Raw genomic sequence first — 23,632 nt, forward strand, 5'->3', positions numbered from 1 at the left:
CCGCGGAGTCGGGGACGAGCGAAGTGCGAGCCCAAAGCGAGCGGGGGGAGACACGTGAGCGCTGACCGGGGCGGGGCGACGGCGGAACCCGGGACGGACCCTAAGGCGGCTCCGAAGCCGGGCGGAAGGCCGCGTCGCGGGTCAGACCCGTGGAAGCTCGCCTTCGTGGCGCTGCTGGTGGTCGCCCTGGTCTGCGTCGTCACCTGGGGCCTGCTCGGATCCCGGTTGCTCGTCGTGCGCGAGGTGTCCGTCACCGGTCTGGACCGCGTCTCGCGCGAGCAGGTCGTGGCCGCCGTGGACGTGGCGACCGGCACCCCGCTGATCCGGGTGGATCTGGCGGCGGGCGCGCGGCGGGCCGAGGCCGTCGATCTGGTGGAGTCGGCCACGCTGTCGCGCGGCTGGCCCGCCACCCTGCGTGTGGAGGTCGTCGAGCGCCAGCCGTTGCTGGCGGTTCGGGCCGGGGGCGAGTACCGGCTCGTGGACGGGGACGGCGTGCGCATCGAGGACTCGCCGACCCGTCCCGGCACCCATCCCGTGGTGCGTGTGACGGGCGAGGTCGAGGGCAACGAGGCGGTCCGGGCCGCGGCCGACGTCGTCGAACGTGCCCCGGGCTCCCTGTTGGCACAGGTCCAGCTCATCGACGCCACCGAGACCGACGCGATCGTCCTCGACCTCGGTGACGGATCGCTCGTGGAGTGGGGAGACCCCTCCGCCACGTCCGACAAGAGCGAGGTCCTGCGCGTCCTCATGCGCGAGCACCCGCCCGAGGACGGGCGGATCTACGACGTGAGCACACCTGACCTGGCCATCGTTCGGTGAAGTGGTGACCAGGGGGCGGAAAAGGAACGGTGTCGGCGGTTCGGACGCCGTGCGGGAGCACGGCGGGGGCCCTCACCGGACGCTTTACCGACCGGCGCGGACATTCCAGACGCGACGCGCCGGGTGCGCACATCGCTTCCTCGTGTTATGCGCGGTTAGGCTGACCCCAGCATCGGTTGCCCGTACTCGGCAGTCCGCTTACTGTCGGGAAGCACAACCATCGTCAAGAACGTAGCAAAACACGCTTTTCGGGGGACGCAGGAACCGTGATCCGTCCAGCGGACGGACGGCGCCGGCCGAAGGGTCGGACGCGGAGCGGCTCCGGGTGGCCCCGGGTCCTCGGACACCCGCGTCGTGGACGCCGCGGTGCGGGGGAACCCGAAACGCACATGGAGTAAACCGGATGCCGAACCCGAGGCGTTCTCCGGCGGCCCTGGCCCCGGACGCGCCCACGGATCGGCTCATGCGAGCGGAAAGGCCCCTCGTCGTGGCAGCACCGCAGAACTACCTCGCGGTCATCAAAGTCGTCGGCATCGGCGGCGGCGGTGTCAACGCCGTCAACCGAATGATCGAAGAGGGGCTCAAGGGCGTCGAGTTCATCGCCATCAATACCGATGCCCAGGCGCTGCTGATGAGTGACGCCGACGTCAAGCTCGACGTCGGCCGTGAACTCACGCGCGGCCTGGGAGCCGGAGCCAACCCCGACGTCGGCCGCAAGGCCGCCGAGGACCACCGGGAGGAGATCGAGGAGGTCCTCAAGGGGGCCGACATGGTCTTCGTCACCGCGGGCGAGGGCGGTGGCACGGGCACCGGAGGCGCGCCCGTGGTCGCCAACATCGCCCGCTCCCTGGGCGCCCTCACCATCGGCGTGGTCACCCGCCCCTTCGGCTTCGAGGGCAAGCGGCGGGCCACCCAGGCCGAGTCGGGGATAGCGATGCTCCGTGAGGAGGTCGACACACTCATCGTGATTCCCAACGACCGGTTGCTGTCCATCTCCGACCGCCAGGTCAGTGTGTTGGACGCCTTCAAGGCGGCCGACCAGGTCCTGCTCTCGGGTGTTCAGGGCATCACCGACCTCATCACCACCCCCGGCCTGATCAACCTGGACTTCGCGGACGTGAAGTCGGTCATGTCGGGCGCCGGATCCGCCCTCATGGGCATCGGGTCCGCGCGCGGGGACGATCGGGCCGTCGCGGCGGCGGAGATGGCCATCTCATCACCGCTGCTGGAGGCAAGCATAGACGGCGCCCACGGGGTCCTTCTGTCCATTCAGGGCGGCTCCGACCTGGGGCTGTTCGAGATCAACGAGGCCGCGCAACTGGTGGCCAACTCGGCGGCGCCCGAGGCCAACATCATCTTCGGAGCCGTCATCGACGACGCGCTCGGCGACGAGGTGCGGGTCACGGTCATCGCCGCGGGCTTCGACGAACCGGGCGCCAACGGGGCGCCGGCACGGGAGCACCGTGCCGTGGACCCTCCTGAGGCCGCCGCCCCGGAAGCGATCCCCGAGTCCGTCCAGGCGACACCGCGCGAGCGGGCGTCCGCGGACACGGGAGGGGCGACGGCCGGCACCGTGCACTGGACCGCTCCGACGCGTCCCGAGCCGACCGCGGCTCCGGAGCCGGCGCGCCCGATCGGCCAGCCGGTCCAGCCGAAGGAGCGGGAGCGACCCGCGCCGAGTGCCCCGACCGCGTCGACCACCCCGGTCGCCCCGGCGGCCCCGGCCGACCCGGAGAAGGACACGGAGACTCCGGTTCCGGGTCCGGACACCCGAGCCGAGTTCGGTGGCGACACCGCCTCGGCCCACGAGTGGCCGGTCACACGGGACGCGGAGGAGTTTGGCGCCCGGGAAAGCCGCGGCGGCCCCGTCCACGCGGTCGCCGACTCCGCCGCCGAGCGGCGCGGCGATGTGCCCACGCCCCGGCGCAGGGTCATCTTCGACGATCCCGACGACCTGGACGTTCCGGAGTTCCTGAAGTAGCCGGAACCGGTCCCGGTAGCATCGGAGAGTCAGCGGCCCCGCCCCGTGGCGGGGCCGTCGTCGCCCCCGGGGACCCGCGTACCACCGCACCTGCCCGGGTGGGCCGAGTGAGGGGACACCAGGACGCGGATGGGCACGATCATCGAACTGGGGCACGGCGTCCGTGCCGCCGTGACCGAGCGCGCCGGCGGGGTGAGCGCTCCCCCCTATGACTCCCTCAACCTCGGACTCGGCTCCGGCGACGAGCGCGAGGCGGTCCTGGCCAACCGGGAGACCGCCGCCCGCCGTCTCGGCTTCGGCCTCGACCGCGTCGTGTGGATGGACCAGGTGCACAGCGCCGATGTGCTCGTGGCCGCCGGACCCGGCGCCGTGGGATCCTGCGACGGGGTGGTCACCACCCGCTCCGACCTGGTCCTGGCCTCCATGGCCGCCGACTGCCTGCCCGTCCTGGCCGCCGACGCTGAGGCGGGAGTGCTGGGCGCGGCCCACTCCGGTCGCCGGGGGACGGCAGCGGGCGTCGCCGCCAACCTGGTGCGGACCATGGTCGCCCAGGGCGCTGACACCGACCGGATCACCGTCCTCCTCGGCCCCGCCATCTGCGGCAAGTGCTACGAGGTGCCCGAACGCGTCCGGGACGAGACCGCCCGGAGAACCCCCGAGGCCGCCTGCGTCACCCGCCGGGGCACGCCCGGCGTGGACATGCTCGCCGCCGTCACCGCCCAACTGCGCCGCGCCGGTGTCACCGCCGTCACCGCCGACGGCCGCTGCACGGCGGAGAGCCCCGAACTCTTCTCCCACCGGCGCGGCGCCCCGACCGGACGGTTCGCCTCCTTCGTCTGGCGCGACTGACTCCGCCCCGGCCACCGGGTTCGGGGGCGCCCGGACCGCAGGTCGTACCCTGGACCCGCGGTGATGGCGGGCCCTCAGGCCCTGGAGCTTCACCGCGCACACCATCTCTCACACCGCCCCGCTCCCGCGGGGAACAGAAGGGAAACTGTGTCACAGCCCGATCCCGCACGCGTCGACCAGGTCCGTGCCAACCTCGACGCGGTGCGGGCCAGGATCGACGCGGCGTGCGCCGAGGCCGACCGCGACCCGGCGGGGGTGGCGCTGGTCGCGGTCACCAAGACCTACCCGGCCAGCGACGTGCGGGTGCTCGCCTCACTCGGCGTGACCGACGTCGGCGAGAACCGCGACCAGGAGGCGGCGCCCAAGGCCGCCGATACCGCTGACCTCGACCTGACCTGGCACTTCGTTGGCCAGTTGCAGACCAACAAGGCCCGGTCGGTCGCCGGTTACGCCGACGTCGTGCACTCCGTCGACCGCGCGCGCCTGGCCCGGGCGCTGGGCGACCGCGCGGCGGCCGCGGAGCGCCGCCTGACCTGCCTGATCCAGGTCAACCTCGACACCGACTCCCAGGCGGGGGTGATCGGTCCCCGCGGCGGCGTCGATCCCGAGGACGCGCTCGACCTGGCGGCGCGGATCGAGGAGCACGAGGCGCTCACGCTCGGCGGTGTCATGGCCGTCGCGCCGCGCGGGGGCGACGCCCCGGCCGCCTTCGCCCGGTTGCGCGCGGTCGCCGACCGCGTGCGCGACCGCCACCCGGGCGCCACGGCGATCTCGGCGGGCATGAGCGGTGACCTGGAGGCGGCGATAGCACACGGGTCGACACACCTGCGACTCGGTACGGCGTTGCTCGGCGACCGGGCGTCGATCGTGGGGTAATGTCCCCACATAGACCTTGGGGCCCGTCTGTGGAGTTCGCCCGAAAGGGCTCTCCGCCCCGCGGAGGCGGCGAGTGACGGGTGAAGATGGAGGAGCTGGCTGCGGTGAAGGCCGCGGGGACGACGGAGGGTATGAGATGGCCGGCGCGATGCGCAAGATGGCGGTCTACCTCGGCCTCGTGGAGGACGACCGTTACGATCACCGCTATGCGGACGAATATGATGAGTTCGACGATTTCGACGAGGGGTCGGAGGACGGGCGTGACGGCGACGCCGATTCTCCGCGGGGCGAGGAAGCACGGGGCGACGCAGTGACGGACACCGACGACTACGTGGGTTCGGGCGACCGGCGCGGCGGCTCGACCACGGTGGCCTCCACCGCTGATCTCGCGCGGATCACGACGCTCCACCCCCGCACCTACAACGAGGCGCGTACCATCGGAGAGCACTTCCGGGAGGGCACGCCGGTGATCATGAACCTGACCGAGATGGTCGACAGTGACGCCAAGCGTCTCGTCGACTTCGCGGCTGGTCTGATCTTCGGTCTCCATGGCAGTATCGAGAGGGTCACCAACAAGGTGTTCCTGCTCTCTCCGGTGAACGTCGAGGTGACCGCCGAGGACAAGGCGCGAATCGCTGAGCGAGGGTTCTTCAATCAGAGCTAGACCATCACACCCGTCCACAGATTGGGTCGAGGAACGACCGTGAGTATCGTCCTGTCAGTGCTGCTCATCGCGCTCCAGATCTTTCTTTTCGTGCTGATCGCGAGAGTGGTCCTGGAGATGGTGCAGTCCTTCTCCAGGACATGGCGTCCCACGGGGTTCGTGCTCGTGCTCGCTGAGATCGTGTACACGATCACCGACCCACCACTGAGGTTCCTGCGTCGGTTCATCAAGCCGGTGCGGCTGGGGAGCATCGCACTCGACCTGAGTGTCCTGGTCCTCTTCATCGCCGTGGCGTTGTTGATGAACGTTCTCACGGGCCTCGCCACCACCGTCGCGTAGGGATGCACAGGGCAACGAGACGCCCCTGATTCCGTTATGTGGTCTTGGTCATGATCTGCATTGCCGTAAGGTCACGATCAGGTAGCGTCCCTACGGACAGACTCCCAAGCGCGCCAAGGAGATGAAGATGCCGCTGACACCCGCGGACGTGCGGAACAAGCAGTTCAGTACCACCCGGCTCCGTCCGGGATACGACGAAGAAGAGGTCGATGCCTTTCTCGACGAGGTCGAGTCCGAGCTGGACCGGCTGATCCAGGAGAACGAGGAACTGCGTGGCAAGCTGGCCGAGTGCCTGCGGGGCAAGGTCCCCAACGCGGGCATGCAGGACTTCCAGCAGCAGGACGCCGGTCCCGAGGCCCAGCACGTCGAGCAGATGCGCCCGGAGCCCGTGCAGCCTCCGCAGGCCGTCGAGGCTCCCCAACCTCCGGTCCAGCCCGCCCAGATGGGCATGACCGGTGCGAACCTGGCCATGGGCGGCGAGGAGAACATGGACACGGCCGCCCGCGTCCTGGCCCTCGCCCAGCAGACCGCCGACCAGGCGATCTCCGACGCCCGCCGCGAGGCGGACGAGACGCTGGGCCGCGCCCGGCACGAGTCCGAGGACATCCTCGGCAAGGCGCGCCGCCAGGCCGACCAGATCATCGGCGAGGCCAGGGCCCGATCGGAGAACCTGGACCGTGACGCCCAGGAGCGCCACCGTCAGGTCATGGGCTCGCTCGTCCAGCAGCGCGAGGAGCTGGAGCACAAGGTCAACGTGCTCAAGGACTTCGAGCGCGAGTACCGCAGCCGCCTGAAGGACTACTTCGAGCGCCAGCTGCGCGAGCTCAACGACGAGGGCAAGTCCGGTGAGCCGAACCCGAACACCACGGGCGGTTTCCAGACGATGGGCCCCCAGACCGGCGGCGCGCCCTCGCTCCAGCAGCACGGCCCGGCCGGCAACCCGTTCGGCCAGCCCGAGCCCGCCCAGCACGGTGGCTTCCACCCGGGCGAGGCTCCGCACGAGCGTCGCTGAGCTCGGCCCGATGCGGCTCCGAACAACTGAAGACTCCGGCTCAACGCGTGTAAAGGCCTTGGTCGACCCGTGATCCTTAGCATCATCGCAACCGTGGCGGTGCTGGCGGCCATCGCCGTCATGGCGGCCGCCCTGCTGCTCGCCGAGACCACGCTCGTCTATGTCGCGCTCGGACTCGGCGCGGTCAGCGCACTGCTCCTCGTGGGGGCGGTGGTCCAGGGACGGTTCGGCGGGGGAGGACCGAACCGGGAGCGTTCCGGGACGGACGGTTTGGGGAAGTCGTCCGTCCCCGCGACGGCGCCGGCCCAGTACGAGCGCTCCGATGAGTGGGGGCGTGCGCCCGCACCGGCCCAGACGCCGGTGGGGGAAGTTTCCGTGCCCCCGGGGCGCGGAACCGGACCGGTCGCGGAAAGGACCGGTCCCGAGGAGTCGGAGCGCCACGCACCCCGCGGGGAGACCCCCGCGTCGGCCGCCTGGCCGGATCACCCCGACACCGCCGACCCCGTACCCTCGTGGGAAGAGCGGTCCACGGCCATGGAGCCCCCTGAACACGACACGTCCGCCGCCGAGTCCGCCCCCGTGCCCCCGGGCGAGGAGGACCCCTCCGCCCGGTTCAGTTACCGCATCCCCGCCCGCCCCTGGACGGCCGAGGACGACAGCGCGCCGGTGCGGGAGGAGACCAACGCGCCCGCCCCGACCTTCGCGGAAGCCGTGCGGGACGATGCGTCCACGGACGCGCACGACCCCGGCGACGAGGAACCCGACCGGGTCCGCTGAGACCGCCGCGACCCGCCCCGAACACACGACGGGCGCCGCTCCACCACCGGGAGCGCGCCCGTTCGCGTCGGCCGTCAGGCCCGGCGGAACCCGAAGGTGACGCCGAACTCCTCCGACGCGACCGTGTACAGGTCCTCGCCCGGCTCACCGGCGACGAACGCGTCGGCCAGCACCTCGCCGGCGATCGTCCCACCGTGCTCGACCAGAGCCCGCTCAGCGGTCTCCTCCGAGGCCGTCCACCACACGTGGATCCGGTCGGAGACCTCCAGCCCGCTGCGCTTGCGCGCTTCCTGGAGCATCCTGACCATCTCCCGCGCCAGACCCGCACGGCGCAGCTCCGGCGTGAGCTCCAGGTCCAGGGCGACCGTCTCCCCGGACTCGGAGGCCACCGTCCACCCCTCCCGGGGCTGCTCGGTGACCAGCAGCTCGTCCGCGCTGACGTCGACGGGCTCGTCCTCGACCCTCACCTGCGCCCAACCGGTGCCGCGGACCCGGGTGACCAGCTCGGCCGGGTCGGCGGCCTGGATCGCCGCGGCCACCAGCGGCGTGCGCTTGGCGAACCGCTTGCCCAGGGCGCGGAAGTTCGGCTTGACGACGTAGTCCACCAGCTCTTCCCCGACGGAGGCCAGGGCGTCCAACCGTTCGACGTTGAGCTCGTCCGCGATCTGGTCGCGCAGCTGCGCCGGCAGGTCGGTGAACCCGGGCGCGCCCACCAGGGCCCGGGCCAGCGGCTGGCGGGTGCGCACCGCCGAGTCGACGCGGGCGGACCGGCCCAGCTCGACGAGACGCCGGGTCAGCGCCATCTGCCCGGACAGCCGGGTGTCGACCAGGGCCTCGTCCACGGACGGCCACGGCGCCAGGTGCACCGAGTCGGGCGCGTCGGGACGGCGCAGCGCCGACCACACGTGGTCGGTCAGGAACGGCACGATCGGCGCCATCAGCAGCGTGACCGTCTCCAATGCCTCGAACAGCGTGGCGAACGCGGACGCGCCCTCCGGGGTGCTCGCGCCGCCCCAGAAGCGGCGCCGGGAGCGGCGCACGTACCAGTTCGACACGTCGTCGACGAACGCGGTCAGACGGCGTCCGGCGGTCGTGGTGTCGAAGGCGTCCATGGCCTCGGTGACGTCGCGGACGACCTCGTTGAGCTCCGAGAGCAGCCACCGGTCGAGCAACGGGCGTTCCCCGGGCGCGGGCGCCTGCGCCAGCTGGGCGTGGTCCCAGCCGTCGCCGGCGTTGGCGTACAGGGTGAAGAAGGACACCGTGCTGTAGTAGGTCAACAGGACCTTGCGGACGATCTCCTCCAGCGCGGCGTGGCCCACCCGGCGGGCCGTCCACGGCGAACCGCTGGCCAGCATGAACCAGCGCAGCGCGTCGGCGCCGTGCCGGTCCATCACCGGGATGGGCTCCATGACGTTGCCCAGGTGCTTGCTCATCTTGCGGCCGTCCTCGGCGAGGATGTGGCCGAGCACGACCACGTTCTCGAAGGAGTTGCGGCCGTAGACGAGGGTGCTCACCGCCAGCAGCGAGTAGAACCACCCGCGCGTCTGGTCGATCGCCTCGGAGATGTACTGCGCCGGGAAGTTCTCCTGGAAGGTGTCGGCGTCGCGGTGCGGAGCGCCCCACTGCGCGAACGGCATCGACCCGGAGTCGAACCACGCGTCGATGACCTCCGGCACGCGGCGCGCCACCCGCTGGTCCTCGGGCAGCGAGGGGTCGGCGTCGGGGTCGGGGATGACGACGTCGTCGACGTAGGGGCGGTGCGGGTCGAGGTCGGACAGGTCCTGCCCGCTCAGACGGCTCAGCTCCGCCAGGGATCCGACGCAGATCTGGCGGCCGTCGGGGAACTCCCAGATCGGCAGCGGTGTGCCCCAGTAGCGGTTGCGCGACAGCGCCCAGTCGACGTTGCCCCGCAGCCACTCGCCGAACCGGCCCTCCTTGACGTTCTCGGGCACCCAGTGGGTGGCGTCGTTCTGCCCGATCAGCTCGTCCTTGACCGCCGTCGTGCGGATGTACCAGGACGGGACCGCGTAGTAGAGCAGCGCGGTGTGGCAGCGCCAGCAGTGCGGGTAGGAGTGCTCGTAGCTCTGGTGCCGGAACATCAGGCCCCGGTCCTTCAGGTCGCGGACCAGGGTCGCGTCCGCCTCCTTGAAGAAGGCGCCGCCCACCAGGGACAGGTCGGCCTCGAAGGTGCCGTCCTGGCGCACCGGGTTGACCACGGGCAGTCCGTAGGCGCGGCAGGTCGCCATGTCGTCCCCGCCGAACGCGGGCGACTGGTGCACCAGACCGGTGCCGTCCTCGACCGTGACGTAGTCGGCGAGCACGACGAAGTGCGCGGGCTCGTCGAAGGGTACGAGATCGAACGGGCGCCGGTAGGTCCAGCGCTCCATCTCATCGCCCTCGAACCGCTCGCCGGTCAGCTCCCAGCCCTCGCCGAGGACCTTCCCGAACAGCGGCTCGGCGACCACCAGGCGTTCGGCGCCGTCGGTCGCCACCACGTACGCCACGTCGGGGTGCACGGCGACGGCCGTGTTGGACACCAGCGTCCACGGGGTCGTGGTCCACACCAGCAGCGATGTCGGGTGCTCGGGGGCGGCCAGGGGACCCGAGGTCACCGGGAAGCGCACGTAGACCGAGGGGTCGGTGACGGTCTCGTAGCCCTGGGCGAGCTCGTGGTCGGACAGCGTCGTGCCGCAGCGCGGGCAGTAGGGGCTGATCCGGTAGTCGCGGACCAGCAGGCCCTTCTCCCAGATCTGTTTGAGCGCCCACCACACGGACTCCACGTACTGGGGGTCCATGGTGCGGTAGGCGTCGTCCATGTTCACCCAGTAGCCCATGCGTTCGGTCATCGCGGTGAACGCGTCGACGTTGCGCAGGACCGACTCGCGGCAGCGGTCGTTGAACTCGGCGATGCCGAAGGTCTCGATGTCCTTCTTGCCGGACAGGCCCAGTTCCTTCTCCACGGCGACCTCGACGGGCAGGCCGTGGCAGTCCCAGCCCGCCTTGCGGTCGACGTGGTAGCCGCGCATGGTGCGGAAGCGGGGGAACACGTCCTTGAACGCGCGGGCCTCGACGTGGTGCACGCCGGGCTGGCCGTTGGCGGTGGGCGGGCCTTCGTAGAAGACCCAGTTGGGGCCGCCGCGGGTCTGGTCGAGCGAGCGTTGGAAGACGTTCTCCTTCGACCAGCGGCCGAGGATCTCGCGCTCCGTCGCGGGCAGATCGATCTGGGCGGGCAGCTGGGGCAGCGCGCGGGGTTCGGGCCGGGGGTCGTTGGCCACCGTCGTACCTTTCCATCAGGGGTGTGCCTGACGGAGGGACGAGGCCAGGGCCCCGCGGTACCACCCTCCTTGGAACCGCGGCCGGTCCGCTGGGCGGACGGGCGGCGGATCCCTCTTCGTTGCGCTGGTGCCGGTTCTACTGGGGAGCACGGGCTCCCGTTCCTCCGGCGGCTCCGGGGTGATCTTCACGCTGGTCGTGCCCCCGGGCTCCCACCATCCCCGGGTCGCTCGGGCGGATCGGGCCGTCTAGGCTGTGTCCGTCCGGTCGGGGCCAGCGATACTCGTCCCCATCGACGCCTCGACAGTCAGGATAACGCAGCACCGTACGGCGCACGGCGCGTTTCACCGCCCAGGGAGGGTGCCCGCCATGGCTCAGGACACGGACGGCGCGGTCATCGTGAGCCTGCCCGACCGCGACGACGCCGAGGAGCTCGCCGAGCAGCTGCTGGAACAGGGCTACGAGCCCTGCTTCGTGCACCGGGACATGCTGGCCGGGGAGGACGACGCCGACGACGCGGACTGGGTGATCGAGGTGCGCACCGGACCCCACGGCGGCCCGGCCGTCTTCGACGAACCCCACCTCGCCGCGCTCGCGGAGGACTACGGCGGTTTCGCCGCCGTCGGGTAGACCCCGCCCGCCGGGGCGGGGAAGCACCAGGGTGGGGTCATCGTTTGACCAGGTGAGGTGGGGGCACACCGCTGGGATCATTGCCTTGGGGGCGTGCATTGCCTAGGCTTCCGCTCGCGCCACGGCCCACCGGGGAGGATCCGCGGTCAGCGGGGCACGGGGTCGGGCGAGTCCGTCTGGGAGGGGAAGTGCGATGAAGGCCACCGAAGCCGCCAGGCTGCCGGTCCGTCCGGGGGAGGAACCCTGGACACCGGGGGAGATCGCCGAGGTCAGCGAGCGGCTCCAGAAGGAGATCGCCGCCCTGCGCGAGGAGATCCGCGAGAGCGAGGACGAGCTCGCCGCACGCCTGAACGACCCGGTCGAGGGCGCGGGGGACGACCCCGCGGACACCGGGGCCAAGGCCTTCCAACGCGAACACGATCTGGCGTTGGCCTACAATACTCGTGACCTGCTCTCCAAGAGCGAGCGGGCGATCGAACGGATGGACGCGGGAACCTACGGGGTCTGTGAGTCGTGCGGCCAGGCCATCGGGAAGGCACGCCTTCAGGCCTTTCCACGCGCCACCCTGTGCGTCACCTGCAAACAGCGCGAGGAGCGTCGCTGACTGAGGTAGAGCCCTCCGGGGACAGCAACATGACCACGCCCGACACCGTCGCGGCGCGACCGCGCAGGTACCCGTACCTGCTGCTGGTCGCGCTCGTCGCCGTGCTGGCCGACCTCGCCACCAAGCAGTGGGCGCTGTCCGCCCTGTCCGAGGGGGAGAGCGTCGACGTCATCGGCGGCCTCCTGCGGTTCACGCTGGTGTACAACACCGGGGCGGCGTTCTCGATGGGCACCGACCACACCTGGGTGTTCACCGGCATCGCCATCGTCGTCGTCGGCGTCATCGCCTACATGGGACTGCGCGTGCGCAACCTCTGGTGGGCGCTCACCCTCGGTCTGATGATGGGCGGGGCCGCCGGGAACCTCATGGACCGGCTGTTCCGCGACCCGGCGCCCTTCCACGGCGCGGTCGTCGACTTCATCCGCGTGCCGTACTGGCCGGTGTTCAACATCGCGGACTCGTGCGTGGTGGTCGGCGCGTGCCTGGTGGTGCTGCTGACGTTCAGGGGCGTCAACCTGGACGCAGTCTGGCCGCGGAGGGTGGCGGCCGGGACGAGGGCGCCGACGAGGGGACGGGCACGTGAGCGACACTCGGAGCCTTCTGGTGCCAGACGGGCTGGAGGGCGACCGCCTCGACGCCGCGATCGCCCGCATGTTCGGGCTCTCGCGCACGCGTGCGGCCGAACTCATCCTCGACGGCAGCGTCCTGGTCGACGGAGCCGAGGCCGCCAAGTCCGACCGGGTCCAGGCCGGCGCCTGGCTGGAGATCACCCTCCCGCCGCCGCCCACCGCTCCCGTGCCGCGCCCCGAGGCCGTGCCCGGGCTGCGCGTCGTGCACGAGGACGCCGACATCATAGTCGTCGACAAGCCGGTCGGCGTGGTCGCGCACCCGACCGTCGGCTGGACCGGCCCGAGCGTCCTGGAGGGGTTGCTCGCGTCCGGTGTCCAGGTGGCGACCAGTGGCGCCGCCGAACGTCAGGGGATCGTGCACCGCCTGGACGCCAACACCACCGGCCTGATGGTCGTGGCCAAGAGCGAGACCGCCTACAGCGTGCTCAAGCGGGCGTTCAAGGAACGCACCGTGGACAAGCGGTACCACACGCTCGTCCAGGGGCACCCCGACCCGCTGCGCGGCACCGTCGACGCGCCGATCGACCGGCACCCCGCCGGAGACGGCCGGTGGGCCGTGGTGGCGGGAGGTCGCCCCTCGGTGACGCACTACGACACCCAGGAGGCCTTCCGGGCCGCCAGCCTGCTGGAGATCAAGCTGGAGACCGGACGCACGCACCAGATCCGCGTGCACATGGCGGCTCTGCGTCACCCGTGCGTGGGCGACGTGCTCTACGGCGCCGACCCCACGCTCGCCGAGCGGCTGGGGGTGCGCCGACAGTGGCTGCACGCGGTCCGACTGGGCTTCGATCACCCCACCGAGCACCGCCCGGTGGAGTTCACCAGCCCCTACCCGGACGACCTCTCGGCGGCGGTGGAGGCGCTGCGCGAGGACTGATCCGCATGTGTGGTGGAGGGGGAGGCCGGGCGGCCTCCCCTTCGTCACGCCTGGTCGGCCGGGCTCCGCCGGGTGCGCAGGACCCCCTGGCACAGGGCCGCGCCGAGGATGACGACCACCGCGCCCAGCGGCTGGTTCCACGTCAGCGTCTCGCCCATGAGGACCAGGCCCGCGGCGATCGCCACGACCGGCGCCACGTAGGTGACCGTCGTGGCCACCGTCGCGCCCGCGCCGCGCACCACCCCGTACTGGAGGATGTACGCCAGCCCGGTGCCCAACGAGCCCAGCGCGGCCACCGAGGCGACCACCCGCCAGTCCACCCCCGTGGGCATGTCGGTGACCAGCGGCGTCAGGACGACCAGCGGCGCCGAACCCAGCAGGAGCTGGAGCGTGCTCAGCTCCAGGGCGCCGTGCGGGCTGCCCGCGACGAAGCGCCGCAGGTAGGGGGTGCCGAGCCCGTAGCACGCGGTCGCGGCGACCACGAGCAGCATGCCGACCAGCGCGTCCCGGTCGGTCACCGAGACCTCGCCGAGGGAGTTCCACACCCCGAACACGGTGAGCACGCCGACGAACCCGATGCCCAGCCCCAGCAGCCGGTCCCGGTCGGGGCGCTCGTCGGCGAGCAGGAGCATGGAGAACAGCACGGCGAACAGGGGCGTGGCGGCGTTCACGATCCCCATGAGGGCCGAGGGGATGAGCTGAGCGGCGTATCCGAACAGGGTGAACGGCACGGTGTTCAGCAGCAGGGCGGACACGAACAGGTGGCCCCACAGCCGGGGTGAGGTCGGCAGGCGGCGGCCGCGCAGCAGCAGGACGGCCAGCAGCGGGAGCGCCCCGCAGAGCATCCGGCCGAGCGAGAGCTGGACGGGCGCCAGGGCCTCCGCGCCGACCTTGATGAAGACGAAGCTCATACCCCAGATCAGGGCCAGGAGCACGAACTTGGCGCGCCAGCCGGACAGCGCGCGGGTGGTCGCCCCGGACAGGGTCGGGGGAGGGGAGATAACGGACATGGGACCGTTGTACCGTCGTCCCATGTCTTAGGTCTACTTATAATTCCTTAAGCGGTACGTTAGACTTGCTTACATGCTCAGTGTCGACCGGCTCCGCGTCCTGCACGCCGTCGCCGTGCACGGATCCCTCAGCGCGGCGTCCCAGGCCCTCCACGTCACCAACTCCGCGGTGTCCCAGCAGCTGACCAAGCTCGAACGCGAGGTCGGTCAGCCGCTCGTCGAGCGCGCCGGTCGCGGGGTGCGCCTCACCGACGCCGCCGAACTCCTCGTCGAGCACACCGCCCGGATCCTGTCCATGGTCCAACGGGCCGAGGCCGAACTGGAGGCCCACCGCGACGACGTCGTCGGGCACCTGCGGCTGTCCGCCACCCCCACCGCCGTGCGCGGACTCATGCCGCACGCCCTGACCTCCCTGCGCGAGGCCCACCCCGGTCTGCGGGTGGAGATCAACGAGGAGGAGCCGCACGAGAGCGTGCCCGCCATGGCCCGCGGGGACGCCGACCTCGCCCTGGTCGTGGACTGGGAGGGCGCGCCCCTGGAACTGCCGACCGGGATGAGCCGGGCGCCGCTCATGGAGGACGTCGGCGACATCGCGCTGCCCGCCGTCCACCCGCTCGCCCACCGGGAGCTGCTGGAGCTCGACGAGATCCTCACGCTTCCCTGGATCAGCTGGTCGCGCGGGTCGATCTGCAACGACTGGCTGTACGACATGATCCGGTCGCGCGGCGCCGAACCCCTCATCGTGCACACCGTCGAGGAACACCAGACCAAGTTGACCCTCATCGCCGCCGGGATCGGCGCGGCGGTCATGCCCCGCCTGGGATGCGGCCCGGTCCCGGAGGGGGTGCGGGTCGTGCCGGTGCAGCCCGCGCTGGTCCGCCAGGTGTACGTGTTCTGGCGGACCGAATCCTCACGACGGCCCGCGATCCGGGCGGCCGTGCGCGCGCTGCGGGAGGCCGCCTCCGTCTACACGGAGTCGGCTCCCCGGCCCTGAGGGACTCCGTCGGGACATCCCCCACGGACGACCGAGGGCGGCCGCGACGCGTCGGAGCCTCAGCCCACCCCCCACCACCGCAGCGCCGCCGTGGTGGCCGCCGCGGCCAGGACCACGACGAGGAAGGCGCCCGCAGGATCAGCGCGACGACGGCGGCGCCGATCCCGCCCATCCGCGCGGTGTCCCAGGCCAGGGCCTGTCCCTCTCCCCGCAGCGCCTCGACCGCGATCAGCGCGGCGAGCAGGGCGATCGGCACGGCCATGGCGAACCGCTGGAGCCAGGGGACGTCCAGCAGGCGGCGCGGGGCGGCCAGCCCGGCGTACTTGAGCAGGTAGCACCCGGCGGCGGTGGCGATCACCGCGATCCACAGGGTCCTCGTCGGCCCTCCTCGACACGTGCTCGGTCGGTCCGGTCCGCGGCCACGGGACGCAGGAGCCCGAGCAACGCGGCCGAGGCCGCCAGCAGCACCGGGACGCCGGACGGCAGCACGGGCGTGGCGGCCAGGGCGATCCCCGCGCCCAGCAGGGCGATGACCCGCACCCGGGCGCCGTCGTCGCGCAGCCGCGGCCACAACAGCCCGAGGAAGACGGCCGGGCCCACGGCGTCGAGCCCGAACGCGGACACGTCGGCCACCCGGTCCGTCGCCAGCGCGCCGACCAGCGTGGTCGCCACCCAGAACCCGCCGAGGACCACGTGCGTCGCCGTGAACGCCTCCCGGGCCGTGGCCCGGTCCGTGTGGGGCAGGGTCATCGCGGCGGTCTCGTCGATGACCCCGTGCGCCGCCAGGGCACGCCGCGTGCCGTGCCAGCCAGGGTGTCGGCGAGCCGCAGTCCGTAGAGCGTGTTGCGCGCCCCGAGCAGCAGGGCGCCCACCACGCCCGCGACCAGGCTGCCGCCACCGGCGACCACGCCGACCAGGGCGAACTGCGACGCTCCGGTGAAGGCGAACGTGCTCAGGAACACCGCCTGCGCGGGGGAGAGTCCGGCGGTCACCGCCGCCGTGCCGAAGGCCAGACCGGCGGCGCCCACGGCGACGCCGAGCCCGACGCCGTCGCGCACCGCGGCGGAACGGAGGATCGAGGATGTCTTCACGACGACCGAGGCTAGGACCGCGCCCCGGCCCCCGTCTTGAACGTTCTTGCGCCCCGGCTGGTGCGGCCCTCAGGACGCCAGGATCGCGCGCCGGTAGGCTCCGGGCGGCACCCCCAGGTGGCGGCGGAAGTGCCGCGTCAGATGCGGTTGGTCGGCGAAGCCCACCTCGGCGGCGACCTCTCCCACCCGTCGGCCGGAGCGCAGCAGCGCGCGGGCCCGGTCGACCCTCAGCTGGTTGAGGTAGGCGTGCGGGGGCAGGCCGTACTCCTCGCGGAACGCGCGGACCAGCGTGAACGGTCGCAGCCCCACCCGCACGGCCAACTCCTCCAGGGTGGGCGGGTCCAGCAGCCGGGCGGCCAGCAGGTCGCGGGCCAGGGCGACCTCGGGGCGGGCGGCGTGCCCGGCCGGAGCCGCGGCGCGTTCGCGCCCGTGGGAGCTCAGCAGCATCCCGAGCCCCCGCCGCGCGTGGGCGGAGGCGGCCAGCGACTCGCCCCGTTCGGCCGCCAGGTGGGCGCGGGCCAGGACCCGGGCGGCCTCCGGCGCGTCGATGCCCGACTCCGTGAACGCCGGGGTGCCGCGCATCCCGAGTTCGCGGGCGACGTCCTCGACCACCTCGGGGGCGGGGTAGAAGACCCGGTAGCTCCATCCCTCCGGGACGCCCGCGTGGCCCGTGTGCACCTCGCCGGGGCCGACCACGGCCAGGCCGCCGGGACCCACCCGCACGTGCCCGCGATCGTGCGCGAACTCCTCGATCCCGCCCGTGATCACCCCGATCGTGTACGTCGGGTGCGTGTGGCGGGCGAACGCCGTGGTGACGAACCGCGCGGTGAGCAGTTCCGTCCCGGGCAGCCCGGAGAAACGCCAGTAGCGCGCGTGCTCGGCGCGCGCGTCCTCGACGGGCGGGTGGTCGGTCTCGGGTCGGCCCATGCCACCAGCTTGGCATCCTGGCCCGGCCGACGCCGAGGGCACCCGGCCCTCCCGCCCCGGAGCCGCTGGCGGTCGACGCCTCGCGGACCTGCCGGCACCGGGTCCGCCACCTCCTGGCGCGGACAGCGCCGCCCCGCGCCTGCGCTGGTCGGGACCGTGCTGAGCCGGACTCGGAGGAGGCGCGCCCCGGGTACGTCCCCGGGGCGATTAGTCTGCGGACATGACCAGTACTGAACCGCTGATCCGTCTGGCCGAGGACGACCGCGACCGCGCCGCCGTGTTCGTCATCCGCGGCGCCGTGTTCGTCATCCGCGGCGCCGTGTTCGTCTCCGAGCAGCAGGTGCCTATCGAGGAGGAGTGGGACGAGCGCGACGTGACCGCGGACCACCTCCTCGCGCTGGTCGACGACGTGCCCGTGGGCACGGTCCGGCTCGTGGACCAGGGCGGGGGCGTCGGCGTGCTCGGCCGCCTGGCCGTGCTGCCCAAGGGGCGGGGCGCCGGTACGGGGGTGGCGCTGGTGCGCGCGGTGGAGGACCGAGCGCGCGAGCGCGGTCTGACCACGGTGGAACTCCACGCGCAGACCCACGCGCTCGGCTTCTACGAGCGGCTCGGCTACACCGCCCACGGCGAGGAGTTCCTGGACGCGGGGATCCCGCACCTGCACATGGCGCGCGATGTGGGCTGACACGCACGTCGTCGGAGTGTGACGAGAAGCGCTGGGGTTCCGGATCTCTTCCTGGAATACTACCGAGTAGCATTCGGTTTGAAGTTCGTGCCCCCCGCCTCCCGTGCCCACCCCGATCCGACGAGGAACACATGACGGTCAACACGCAGCCGGTCCCGGCACTGCCCGACCCACGGGAGTACGGTCTCCCCGTCGTCGAGGCCGCCGACATCCCCCCGGAGCTGCGCTCCCTGGTGGCCCGCGTCCACGACCTCGTCGACGCTGTCGCCAACACCGAGGCCGACACCGACACCCTCGCCGACGCAGCCGCCACGGTCGAGACCCTCACCGACCGGCTCAACGTGGCCCGCCGCGACGTCGGCACCATGGTCCAGCGCGACCTGCGCGACGGCACGGTCGAGTACGGCACCATCACCAACATCGTCGCGGGGGACACCAACCCCGTCGCCCCGCCGCTCTCCCTGGAGCGCACCCCCGAGGGGCTGCGCGGCGACGTCACCCTCAGCACCACCTACCAGGGCCCGCCCGGACTCGTCCACGGCGGCTGGGTTGCCGCACTGCTCGACCAGGCCCTCGGCAGTGCCGCCGCGCTGGCGGGAATGCCCGGGCTCACCGCCAGGATCGACGTCGACTACCGCAGACCCACCCCCCTGTTCACCCCGCTGGAGATCACCTCCCGGGTGACGGGCGCGGAGCGTCGCAAGGTGTTCGTGGCCGGGGAGATCCGCGTGAACGGCGAGGTCACCGCCGAGGCGACCGCGATCATGGTGCAGTTCAGGCTGCGCGAGCCCGGGGCGTAGGAGTGTCGCACGGGCGCGCGCCGGGCGAAGGAGGTAGGATCGGCGCCATGGTCCACCGCTATCGCGTGTTTAGCCAGCCGACGGTCCCGTCGGCCGCTGACGCGTAGGCGGGCACAGGGATCGTCGGCAACGGAGCACTCGGGCGGCACGCCCGGTGCTCTTTCGTCTTTCAGGCGGCCGACGCCCTCGGGGACAGCACACCGACAGGACGCGGCGGCCGCGCCCCGTACTCACCCGTTGGAGCCCACCGTGCACCGTCCGACCGCCTCCGCCGAGGCCACACCCGACGAACGGATCCGCCAGCTGCGCGGCCGCATCGACCAGGTGGACGCCGAACTCGCCGAACTCCTGGAACGCCGCGCGCTCCTGGCCGCCGAGGTCCAGCGGCTCAAACCGGTCGGGTACTTCGCCGGACGCGACGCCCGCCGCGAGCGCGACCTGGTCGAGCGCATGGCCGAACACGCCCCGCGCCTGGGCGCCGACCGGCTCGCCGCCATCATGGACAGCGTCATCAGCGCCGGGCTGGCCGCCGCCCAGGAGGAGGCCGAGCGGGAGCGTTGACCAGGACGGTTGCCGCGGTTCGGGGAACCGTTCGCCGCGGAACCGCGTCCGATGTCCGGCGGCCCGGGTCCTGTCCCCGCACAGGCAGAGATCGACGTCCTCTCCGGCTTCGGTGAACCAGGTCCAGCGGTGACCGTGGCGTACGCGGTCGACCAAGAGGAGGGGCCGCTGGGCCCCCGCGGTGGTACGCCTGGTCGGTGGCACCACCTACGGACCTGTCGCACACCATGTGTCTGAGCGTCGGCGCAGCCCGTCGCGCAGGCCCTGACATCCCGCGGTCAGGGCCGCCCCACGTCCACCCACACCAGCCGGTGGTCCGAACTGGGGAACGGCCGATCGCCGGTCAGCCGGAACAGGGGGTCGTCCGGCGCGGGCCAGAACACCCCCGATCGCCCCACGGGCAGCTCAGCCGAGGGCAGCACGTAGTCCGCGCGCAGGTTACCCGAGGGAACGGCGGCCCCCGCGTCCACGGCGGCCTGGCCCAGCCCGCCCCTGCTCGTTGGCTCCACGTCCCTGACCCCGGGATGCTCCAACAGCTGCGTGATGGCCTTGGGGTGTCCGTCACCCGCAGCCGGATCGGCGTTCAGATCCCCGGCGACCACGAACGCCGCACCCGTGGCCAACCCCCCTCGCCTCCCCTCGTCGTCGTACAGGTGCCCGGCGTCCGGGGACACGTAGTCGACCCAGAACCGGATCTCGTCGTGGTTGCGCAGCACGTTGCGCCGTTCGGGGCCGTCGAACGCCGGTGGAGTCGGATGGCACGCCAACACGTGCACCGGCCGCCGCCCGCCCACGTCCACCGGCACGTCCCAGTGGCTCTTCGAGGACAGCCTCAGCACCTTGAGGGCCGCCCCCGAATAGAAGGGCCGTCCCGTCTCCGGACGCACGGGCAGCAGGGCCCCGTTCAGGTCGGCCCACCGGACGTCCGGAAGGTGCGGACGCGGTCGGTCAGGATCGGGTAGCGGGAGAACAGGACCATGCCGTACTGGCCGGGGAACAGCCCGAACCCGAACGCGTCCGCGGCGTAGCCGCACAGCCCGGCTCGATCACCACCCGGCCGTCGCCGTTCAGGTCGGCCCCCGAGGCCACCCCCGTGTTGACCGGAGCGTTGTGGACGTAGGGGTACTCGATCGGCTCCGCACCCCGGTGCCCCACCGACAGGTAGCGGTCCTGGAACAGGCGGGGGCCCAGACCGCCCGGATCGTGGTCGAACTCGTTGAGGAGCAGGACGTCGGGGCGCACCCGCTGGACGATCTCGGCGACGTTGCGGAGCTGCGCGCCGCCCGGTCCGGCCAGTTCGGACAACAGGGCACCGGCCGTCGGCCGCGTCAACGCGGCGTTGAAGGTCGCGAACCGGACCTCGCCGGGCCCGGGCGGACCCGGAACCGAAGGCGAGACCACCGACACCGGACGCGCCGGGCGCACGCCCGAGGACGCCAGCACCAGGGTGGCGGTCGAACACATGGAAGGGCCTCTCGCGGGGGAGACGGGGCGACCCACCCCGCCCGCCGGACGTTAGCAGGTCACCCGTCCACAGCGCGCGGAAACCGGTTGTCCCGCCCGCCCCGCACTGCTTTCATGGCCGCCCATGGAACCGATTCGCCCCTTCCGCTGGAACATCGCCCGCGGTGACCGGCTCGGCTCACTCCTCGACGGCCACGAGCACGAACCCGAGTACCTTCCCCACCTCGCCGAGTGCGCCGCCAAGGTGCTCGCCCGCAGCTCCGACGGTGACCTGTACTTCGTCGGGCGATCCGCCGACAGCGTGTTCGACCTGCTCAGCGGAGTGCTGGCGGAGACTCCTTACGCGTCGCGCCTCCACCAGCTGCCATTGTCCCTGTACGGCTCCGACGGCGAGGACCTCACCGCGACCGAACGCGCCCAACTGCGTACCAACCTCACCTCCTCCGGGCTGTCACCGAACGACCTCGCGGGGCGTCGACGCCCGGTGGTCTTCGCCGACCTGGTGCTGCACGGGTCGACCTTCACCAACCTCCACCACCACCTGCGCGACTGGATCGACGACGAGCGCGCCGCCTGGAACGTCATCCGGACCAAGATCCGCTACGTGGGCATCACCGTGCGCGAGAAGACCAGTCCGAACACCTGGCGGTGGCAGCAGCATGAGGACTGGGTCACCGAGTTGCCCGGCAAAGCGGTGTGCAACGTCTCGGTCGACCTCTGGTTGTGGCGTTACCTGGGCAATCACCAGCCCAAGACCGCCCACTCCTTCCGGCGCACCCGCTGGGCCGACCCGGAGGTGACCGTGCCGCGCCACGACGAGGAGGCTCGCCGAGGGCTGGCCCAGGCGGTCGCCCTCTACCAGCACGGCCGCACGCGCGAGGTGCGGGAGGAGATCCACGAGGTGCTCACCGGCGAGCCGACCTTCCGTGAGCCCTGGTTGCGCGGCATCGCCCGCGCGCTCCGGGGGCGTTAGTCCTCCGGGGCCGGATCCGGTTCCGGGTCGACCCAGGCCACGTAGGTCTCAGCGCCGCCGTATGCGCAGACCCGGAGCGCCGAGCGTAGCGAACCGAACGTTCCGCGGATGGGTGCGCCGTCGCCGACGAGAACGACACGGCCGTTCCCGAACCGCAGTCCCCAGGCCAGGATGACGCCGTCCTGCTCGGCCTCGTCCAAGGCGAAAACCGCGAACCGGTGCGGTGCCTCCTCACAGGCCAGAGCGTCAGCCTCGGCGCGCAGGTCGTCGGGGGCGAGGTCGAACGGGTGGACCAGTCGTGCGGTGGTGTTCTCCATGCTTCGAGGCTGCGGGACGACCGTCACCCAGCGCTACCGATTCATGCCCACCGTGCGAGCCGTGGATTACTGTCCGAAATGCCGCAGGGGCCTGTGGAGTGCGTGGAGTCCGGCCAAGTGCTGTGAGCGGCCTCGAAGTGATTGTGGGCGGGTGAGCGAACTTCATCTGTGGAAAACCCCGACCGACGGTGAATGAGGAATTACGCTGAGATCACCGATTCGCGGGGACTCGGTGTCACCCCTCACCCCTTTCGGAGCGCCCGCCATGACCGACCTGCACCTTGTGCCCGAGGACGAGTCCAACGAGCCGCAGCGCTCGATCTCGCCAGCACTGAGGTACTACGCGGCCGAGCTCAAGCGCTTCCGGGAAGCCGCCGGGCTGACACAGGCGCAGCTCGCGGAAGTGATCCCGTACTCGAAGTCGATGATCTCGATGGTGGAGACCGCCCGGAGGACGCCGCTGGACGCTCGCGACGGCGACCGGGTCATGTCCAAGTTCACCGAGTGCTGCGACGAGGCGCTCGACACCGGAGGCGCGCTCAGCCGGATACTGCCGCTGCTGGAGGACGCGAGCGACCCCTACCCCTCCTGGTTCAGGCCGTACGCCGCTCTTGAGGCTGAGGCCACAGCGATCTACACCTTTCAATCACAGACGGTGCCAGGGCTCTTCCAAACAGAGGCCTACGCGCGAGCGGTCCTGGGCTGCGACCGCCCGTACATGGGTGATGCCGAGGTTGATCGGCAGACCACAGCCAGGATTCAGCGTCAGCAGGTCTTCCGACGCGAATCCCGTCCGACGATCTTCGCGATTATTGATGAGGTCGTGGTCCGACGTCCTATCGGGGGCGCAGCGGTGCTGCGCGAGCAGCTCGAACGGCTCATCGCGTTGGCCCAGAGCCACGTTGTGAATCTCGGGATCATGCCGATCAACGCAGTCGAACACGCCGGCTTGGACGGATCCTGGAATCTTCTGGACTTTGTCGACGATGACTCGCTCCTGTACATCGAAGCTGGCGGGGCTGCCACAATGTCCAACCAAGCGAAGGATGTCCTCCCGATGCGCCAGGCGTTTGGTGCGCTGTGCATGCAAGCACTGGCGCCCTGCGCATCTGTCGAGTTGATGATGGGGATTGCGAGAGACCTATGACCGAAGCGTGGAGACTTCCCGAGTCTAGGTGGTGGAAGTCCAGCTACAGCGGGAGCAAGGGTGGTGACTGCGTGGAGGTGGCGCGCTCGTGGCGGAAGTCCTCCCACAGCAGTGTCCAAGGCGGAAACTGCATCGAGGTTGCCGACGGGGCTTGCCACACGCGCCTGCGGGACTCCAAGAACCCCGGTATTGGCTACTTCTCCTTCGCGCCGGGGGAGTGGGACGCATTCTTGGCGTCCGCCAAGCGCGACTGATCCCTGACGAACGGTTCGGTGGCCGGGAGTCTCCCGGCCACCGGACAGGGGACGTCACGCAATCGGAACTGGTGTGTCA

General features: G+C 71.6%; 22 protein-coding genes and 4 pseudogenes. 19 read left to right on the forward strand and 7 right to left on the reverse strand.

Features of this window, described 5'->3' with window-relative positions; genetic code table 11:
• The first annotated feature begins 54 nt into the window (after nt 1-54).
• The 8 genes from BJF83_RS06415 (at nt 55) to BJF83_RS28560 (ending at nt 7,317) form a co-directional block, all read left to right on the forward strand.
• Nucleotides 55-819 (forward strand): cell division protein FtsQ/DivIB, encoded by a 765-nt coding sequence (locus BJF83_RS06415; protein WP_083678438.1) that lies wholly within the window; start codon nt 55-57, stop codon nt 817-819.
• A 487-nt stretch (nt 820-1,306) separates the two neighbouring features.
• Nucleotides 1,307-2,800: a cell division protein FtsZ gene (gene ftsZ, locus BJF83_RS06420; protein WP_075925655.1), complete on the forward strand. Its 1,494-nt coding sequence runs from the start codon at nt 1,307-1,309 to the stop codon at nt 2,798-2,800.
• A gap of 129 nt (nt 2,801-2,929) precedes the next feature.
• Nucleotides 2,930-3,649, forward strand: coding sequence for a peptidoglycan editing factor PgeF (gene pgeF, locus BJF83_RS06425; protein ID WP_075925570.1), 720 nt, complete (start codon nt 2,930-2,932; stop codon nt 3,647-3,649).
• 147 nt (nt 3,650-3,796) lie between these two features.
• The gene (locus BJF83_RS06430; protein WP_075925571.1) at nt 3,797-4,525 is read left to right on the forward strand and encodes a YggS family pyridoxal phosphate-dependent enzyme; all 729 of its coding nucleotides are present in this window, start codon (nt 3,797-3,799) and stop codon (nt 4,523-4,525) included.
• 136 nt (nt 4,526-4,661) lie between these two features.
• Nucleotides 4,662-5,189, forward strand: coding sequence for a cell division protein SepF (locus tag BJF83_RS06435; RefSeq protein ID WP_075925572.1), 528 nt, complete (start codon nt 4,662-4,664; stop codon nt 5,187-5,189).
• A gap of 39 nt (nt 5,190-5,228) precedes the next feature.
• Nucleotides 5,229-5,528, forward strand: coding sequence for a YggT family protein (locus tag BJF83_RS06440; RefSeq protein ID WP_075925573.1), 300 nt, complete (start codon nt 5,229-5,231; stop codon nt 5,526-5,528).
• A gap of 127 nt (nt 5,529-5,655) precedes the next feature.
• Nucleotides 5,656-6,540, forward strand: a complete 885-nt coding sequence (locus BJF83_RS06445; RefSeq protein WP_075925656.1) for a DivIVA domain-containing protein — start codon at nt 5,656-5,658, stop codon at nt 6,538-6,540.
• 69 nt (nt 6,541-6,609) lie between these two features.
• Entirely contained in the window at nt 6,610-7,317 is a 708-nt protein-coding gene (locus BJF83_RS28560) for a hypothetical protein (RefSeq protein WP_075925574.1), read from the forward strand.
• A gap of 74 nt (nt 7,318-7,391) precedes the next feature.
• Here BJF83_RS28560 and ileS read toward each other — a convergent pair whose 3' ends face one another.
• The gene (gene ileS, locus BJF83_RS06455; protein WP_075925575.1) at nt 7,392-10,592 is read right to left on the reverse strand and encodes an isoleucine--tRNA ligase; all 3,201 of its coding nucleotides are present in this window, start codon (nt 10,590-10,592) and stop codon (nt 7,392-7,394) included.
• Between the two features lie 367 nt (nt 10,593-10,959).
• Between ileS and BJF83_RS06460 the strand changes: the two genes are divergently transcribed.
• From BJF83_RS06460 to BJF83_RS06475, 4 genes and pseudogenes are all read left to right on the forward strand, one after another.
• Complete coding sequence (locus tag BJF83_RS06460; RefSeq protein WP_075925576.1) at nt 10,960-11,220, forward strand: hypothetical protein; 261 nt, start codon at nt 10,960-10,962, stop codon at nt 11,218-11,220.
• A 193-nt stretch (nt 11,221-11,413) separates the two neighbouring features.
• On the forward strand, nt 11,414-11,824 hold the full coding sequence (locus BJF83_RS06465) for a TraR/DksA C4-type zinc finger protein (RefSeq protein WP_075925577.1): 411 nt from the start codon (nt 11,414-11,416) through the stop codon (nt 11,822-11,824).
• 29 nt (nt 11,825-11,853) lie between these two features.
• Nucleotides 11,854-12,345, forward strand: a pseudogene (gene lspA / locus BJF83_RS06470) (signal peptidase II); the annotation flags it as partial.
• Between the two features lie 58 nt (nt 12,346-12,403).
• On the forward strand, nt 12,404-13,330 hold the full coding sequence (locus BJF83_RS06475; RefSeq protein ID WP_075925578.1) for an RluA family pseudouridine synthase: 927 nt from the start codon (nt 12,404-12,406) through the stop codon (nt 13,328-13,330).
• Nucleotides 13,331-13,374: 44 nt separating this feature from the next.
• On the opposite strand, the gene BJF83_RS06480 is transcribed toward BJF83_RS06475, so the two are convergent.
• On the reverse strand, nt 13,375-14,340 hold the full coding sequence (locus tag BJF83_RS06480; protein ID WP_075925579.1) for a DMT family transporter: 966 nt from the start codon (nt 14,338-14,340) through the stop codon (nt 13,375-13,377).
• A 73-nt stretch (nt 14,341-14,413) separates the two neighbouring features.
• Between BJF83_RS06480 and BJF83_RS06485 the strand changes: the two genes are divergently transcribed.
• Complete coding sequence (locus tag BJF83_RS06485; RefSeq protein ID WP_075925580.1) at nt 14,414-15,334, forward strand: LysR family transcriptional regulator; 921 nt, start codon at nt 14,414-14,416, stop codon at nt 15,332-15,334.
• Nucleotides 15,335-15,393: 59 nt separating this feature from the next.
• On the opposite strand, the pseudogene BJF83_RS06490 reads toward BJF83_RS06485, so the two are convergent.
• The 3 genes and pseudogenes from BJF83_RS06490 to BJF83_RS06500 form a co-directional block, all read right to left on the reverse strand.
• Nucleotides 15,394-15,704: pseudogene (locus tag BJF83_RS06490) on the reverse strand (AzlD domain-containing protein).
• Nucleotides 15,689-16,425: pseudogene (locus tag BJF83_RS06495) on the reverse strand (AzlC family ABC transporter permease). The pseudogenes BJF83_RS06490 and BJF83_RS06495 overlap by 16 nt, the downstream one beginning before the upstream one ends.
• Nucleotides 16,426-16,494: 69 nt before the next feature.
• Nucleotides 16,495-17,352 (reverse strand): AraC family transcriptional regulator, encoded by an 858-nt coding sequence (locus tag BJF83_RS06500; protein WP_075925581.1) that lies wholly within the window; start codon nt 17,350-17,352, stop codon nt 16,495-16,497.
• Between the two features lie 220 nt (nt 17,353-17,572).
• Between BJF83_RS06500 and BJF83_RS06505 the strand changes: the two genes are divergently transcribed.
• The 3 genes from BJF83_RS06505 (at nt 17,573) to BJF83_RS06515 (ending at nt 19,398) form a co-directional block, all read left to right on the forward strand.
• The gene (locus BJF83_RS06505; protein WP_075925582.1) at nt 17,573-18,037 is read left to right on the forward strand and encodes a GNAT family N-acetyltransferase; all 465 of its coding nucleotides are present in this window, start codon (nt 17,573-17,575) and stop codon (nt 18,035-18,037) included.
• 131 nt (nt 18,038-18,168) lie between these two features.
• On the forward strand, nt 18,169-18,837 hold the full coding sequence (locus BJF83_RS06510; RefSeq protein ID WP_075925583.1) for a PaaI family thioesterase: 669 nt from the start codon (nt 18,169-18,171) through the stop codon (nt 18,835-18,837).
• A gap of 249 nt (nt 18,838-19,086) precedes the next feature.
• Entirely contained in the window at nt 19,087-19,398 is a 312-nt protein-coding gene (locus tag BJF83_RS06515; protein ID WP_075925657.1) for a chorismate mutase, read from the forward strand.
• A gap of 278 nt (nt 19,399-19,676) precedes the next feature.
• On the opposite strand, the pseudogene BJF83_RS06520 reads toward BJF83_RS06515, so the two are convergent.
• Nucleotides 19,677-20,862, reverse strand: a pseudogene (locus BJF83_RS06520) (endonuclease/exonuclease/phosphatase family protein).
• A gap of 124 nt (nt 20,863-20,986) precedes the next feature.
• Between BJF83_RS06520 and BJF83_RS06525 the strand changes: the two are divergent.
• Complete coding sequence (locus BJF83_RS06525; RefSeq protein WP_083678439.1) at nt 20,987-21,835, forward strand: hypothetical protein; 849 nt, start codon at nt 20,987-20,989, stop codon at nt 21,833-21,835.
• Here the strand turns inward: BJF83_RS06525 and BJF83_RS06530 are convergent.
• Nucleotides 21,832-22,152 carry a hypothetical protein gene (locus tag BJF83_RS06530; protein WP_075925584.1) on the reverse strand — a complete coding sequence of 107 codons (321 nt, stop codon included), beginning with the start codon at nt 22,150-22,152 and terminating at the stop codon, nt 21,832-21,834. The genes BJF83_RS06525 and BJF83_RS06530 overlap by 4 nt on opposite strands.
• Nucleotides 22,153-22,417: 265 nt before the next feature.
• On the opposite strand from BJF83_RS06530, the gene BJF83_RS06535 reads away from it, so the two are divergent.
• Both BJF83_RS06535 and BJF83_RS06540 read left to right on the forward strand, forming a co-directional pair.
• A complete protein-coding gene (locus tag BJF83_RS06535; RefSeq protein WP_075925585.1) occupies nt 22,418-23,299 on the forward strand; it encodes a helix-turn-helix transcriptional regulator in 882 nt (293 codons plus the stop codon).
• Nucleotides 23,296-23,553, forward strand: coding sequence for a DUF397 domain-containing protein (locus tag BJF83_RS06540; RefSeq protein WP_075925586.1), 258 nt, complete (start codon nt 23,296-23,298; stop codon nt 23,551-23,553). The genes BJF83_RS06535 and BJF83_RS06540 overlap by 4 nt, the downstream gene beginning before the upstream one ends.
• Nucleotides 23,554-23,632 lie beyond the last annotated feature (79 nt).

Origin of the sequence: Nocardiopsis sp. CNR-923 (assembly GCF_001942255.1) — a bacterium.
GTDB lineage: Bacteria > Actinomycetota > Actinomycetes > Streptosporangiales > Streptosporangiaceae > Nocardiopsis.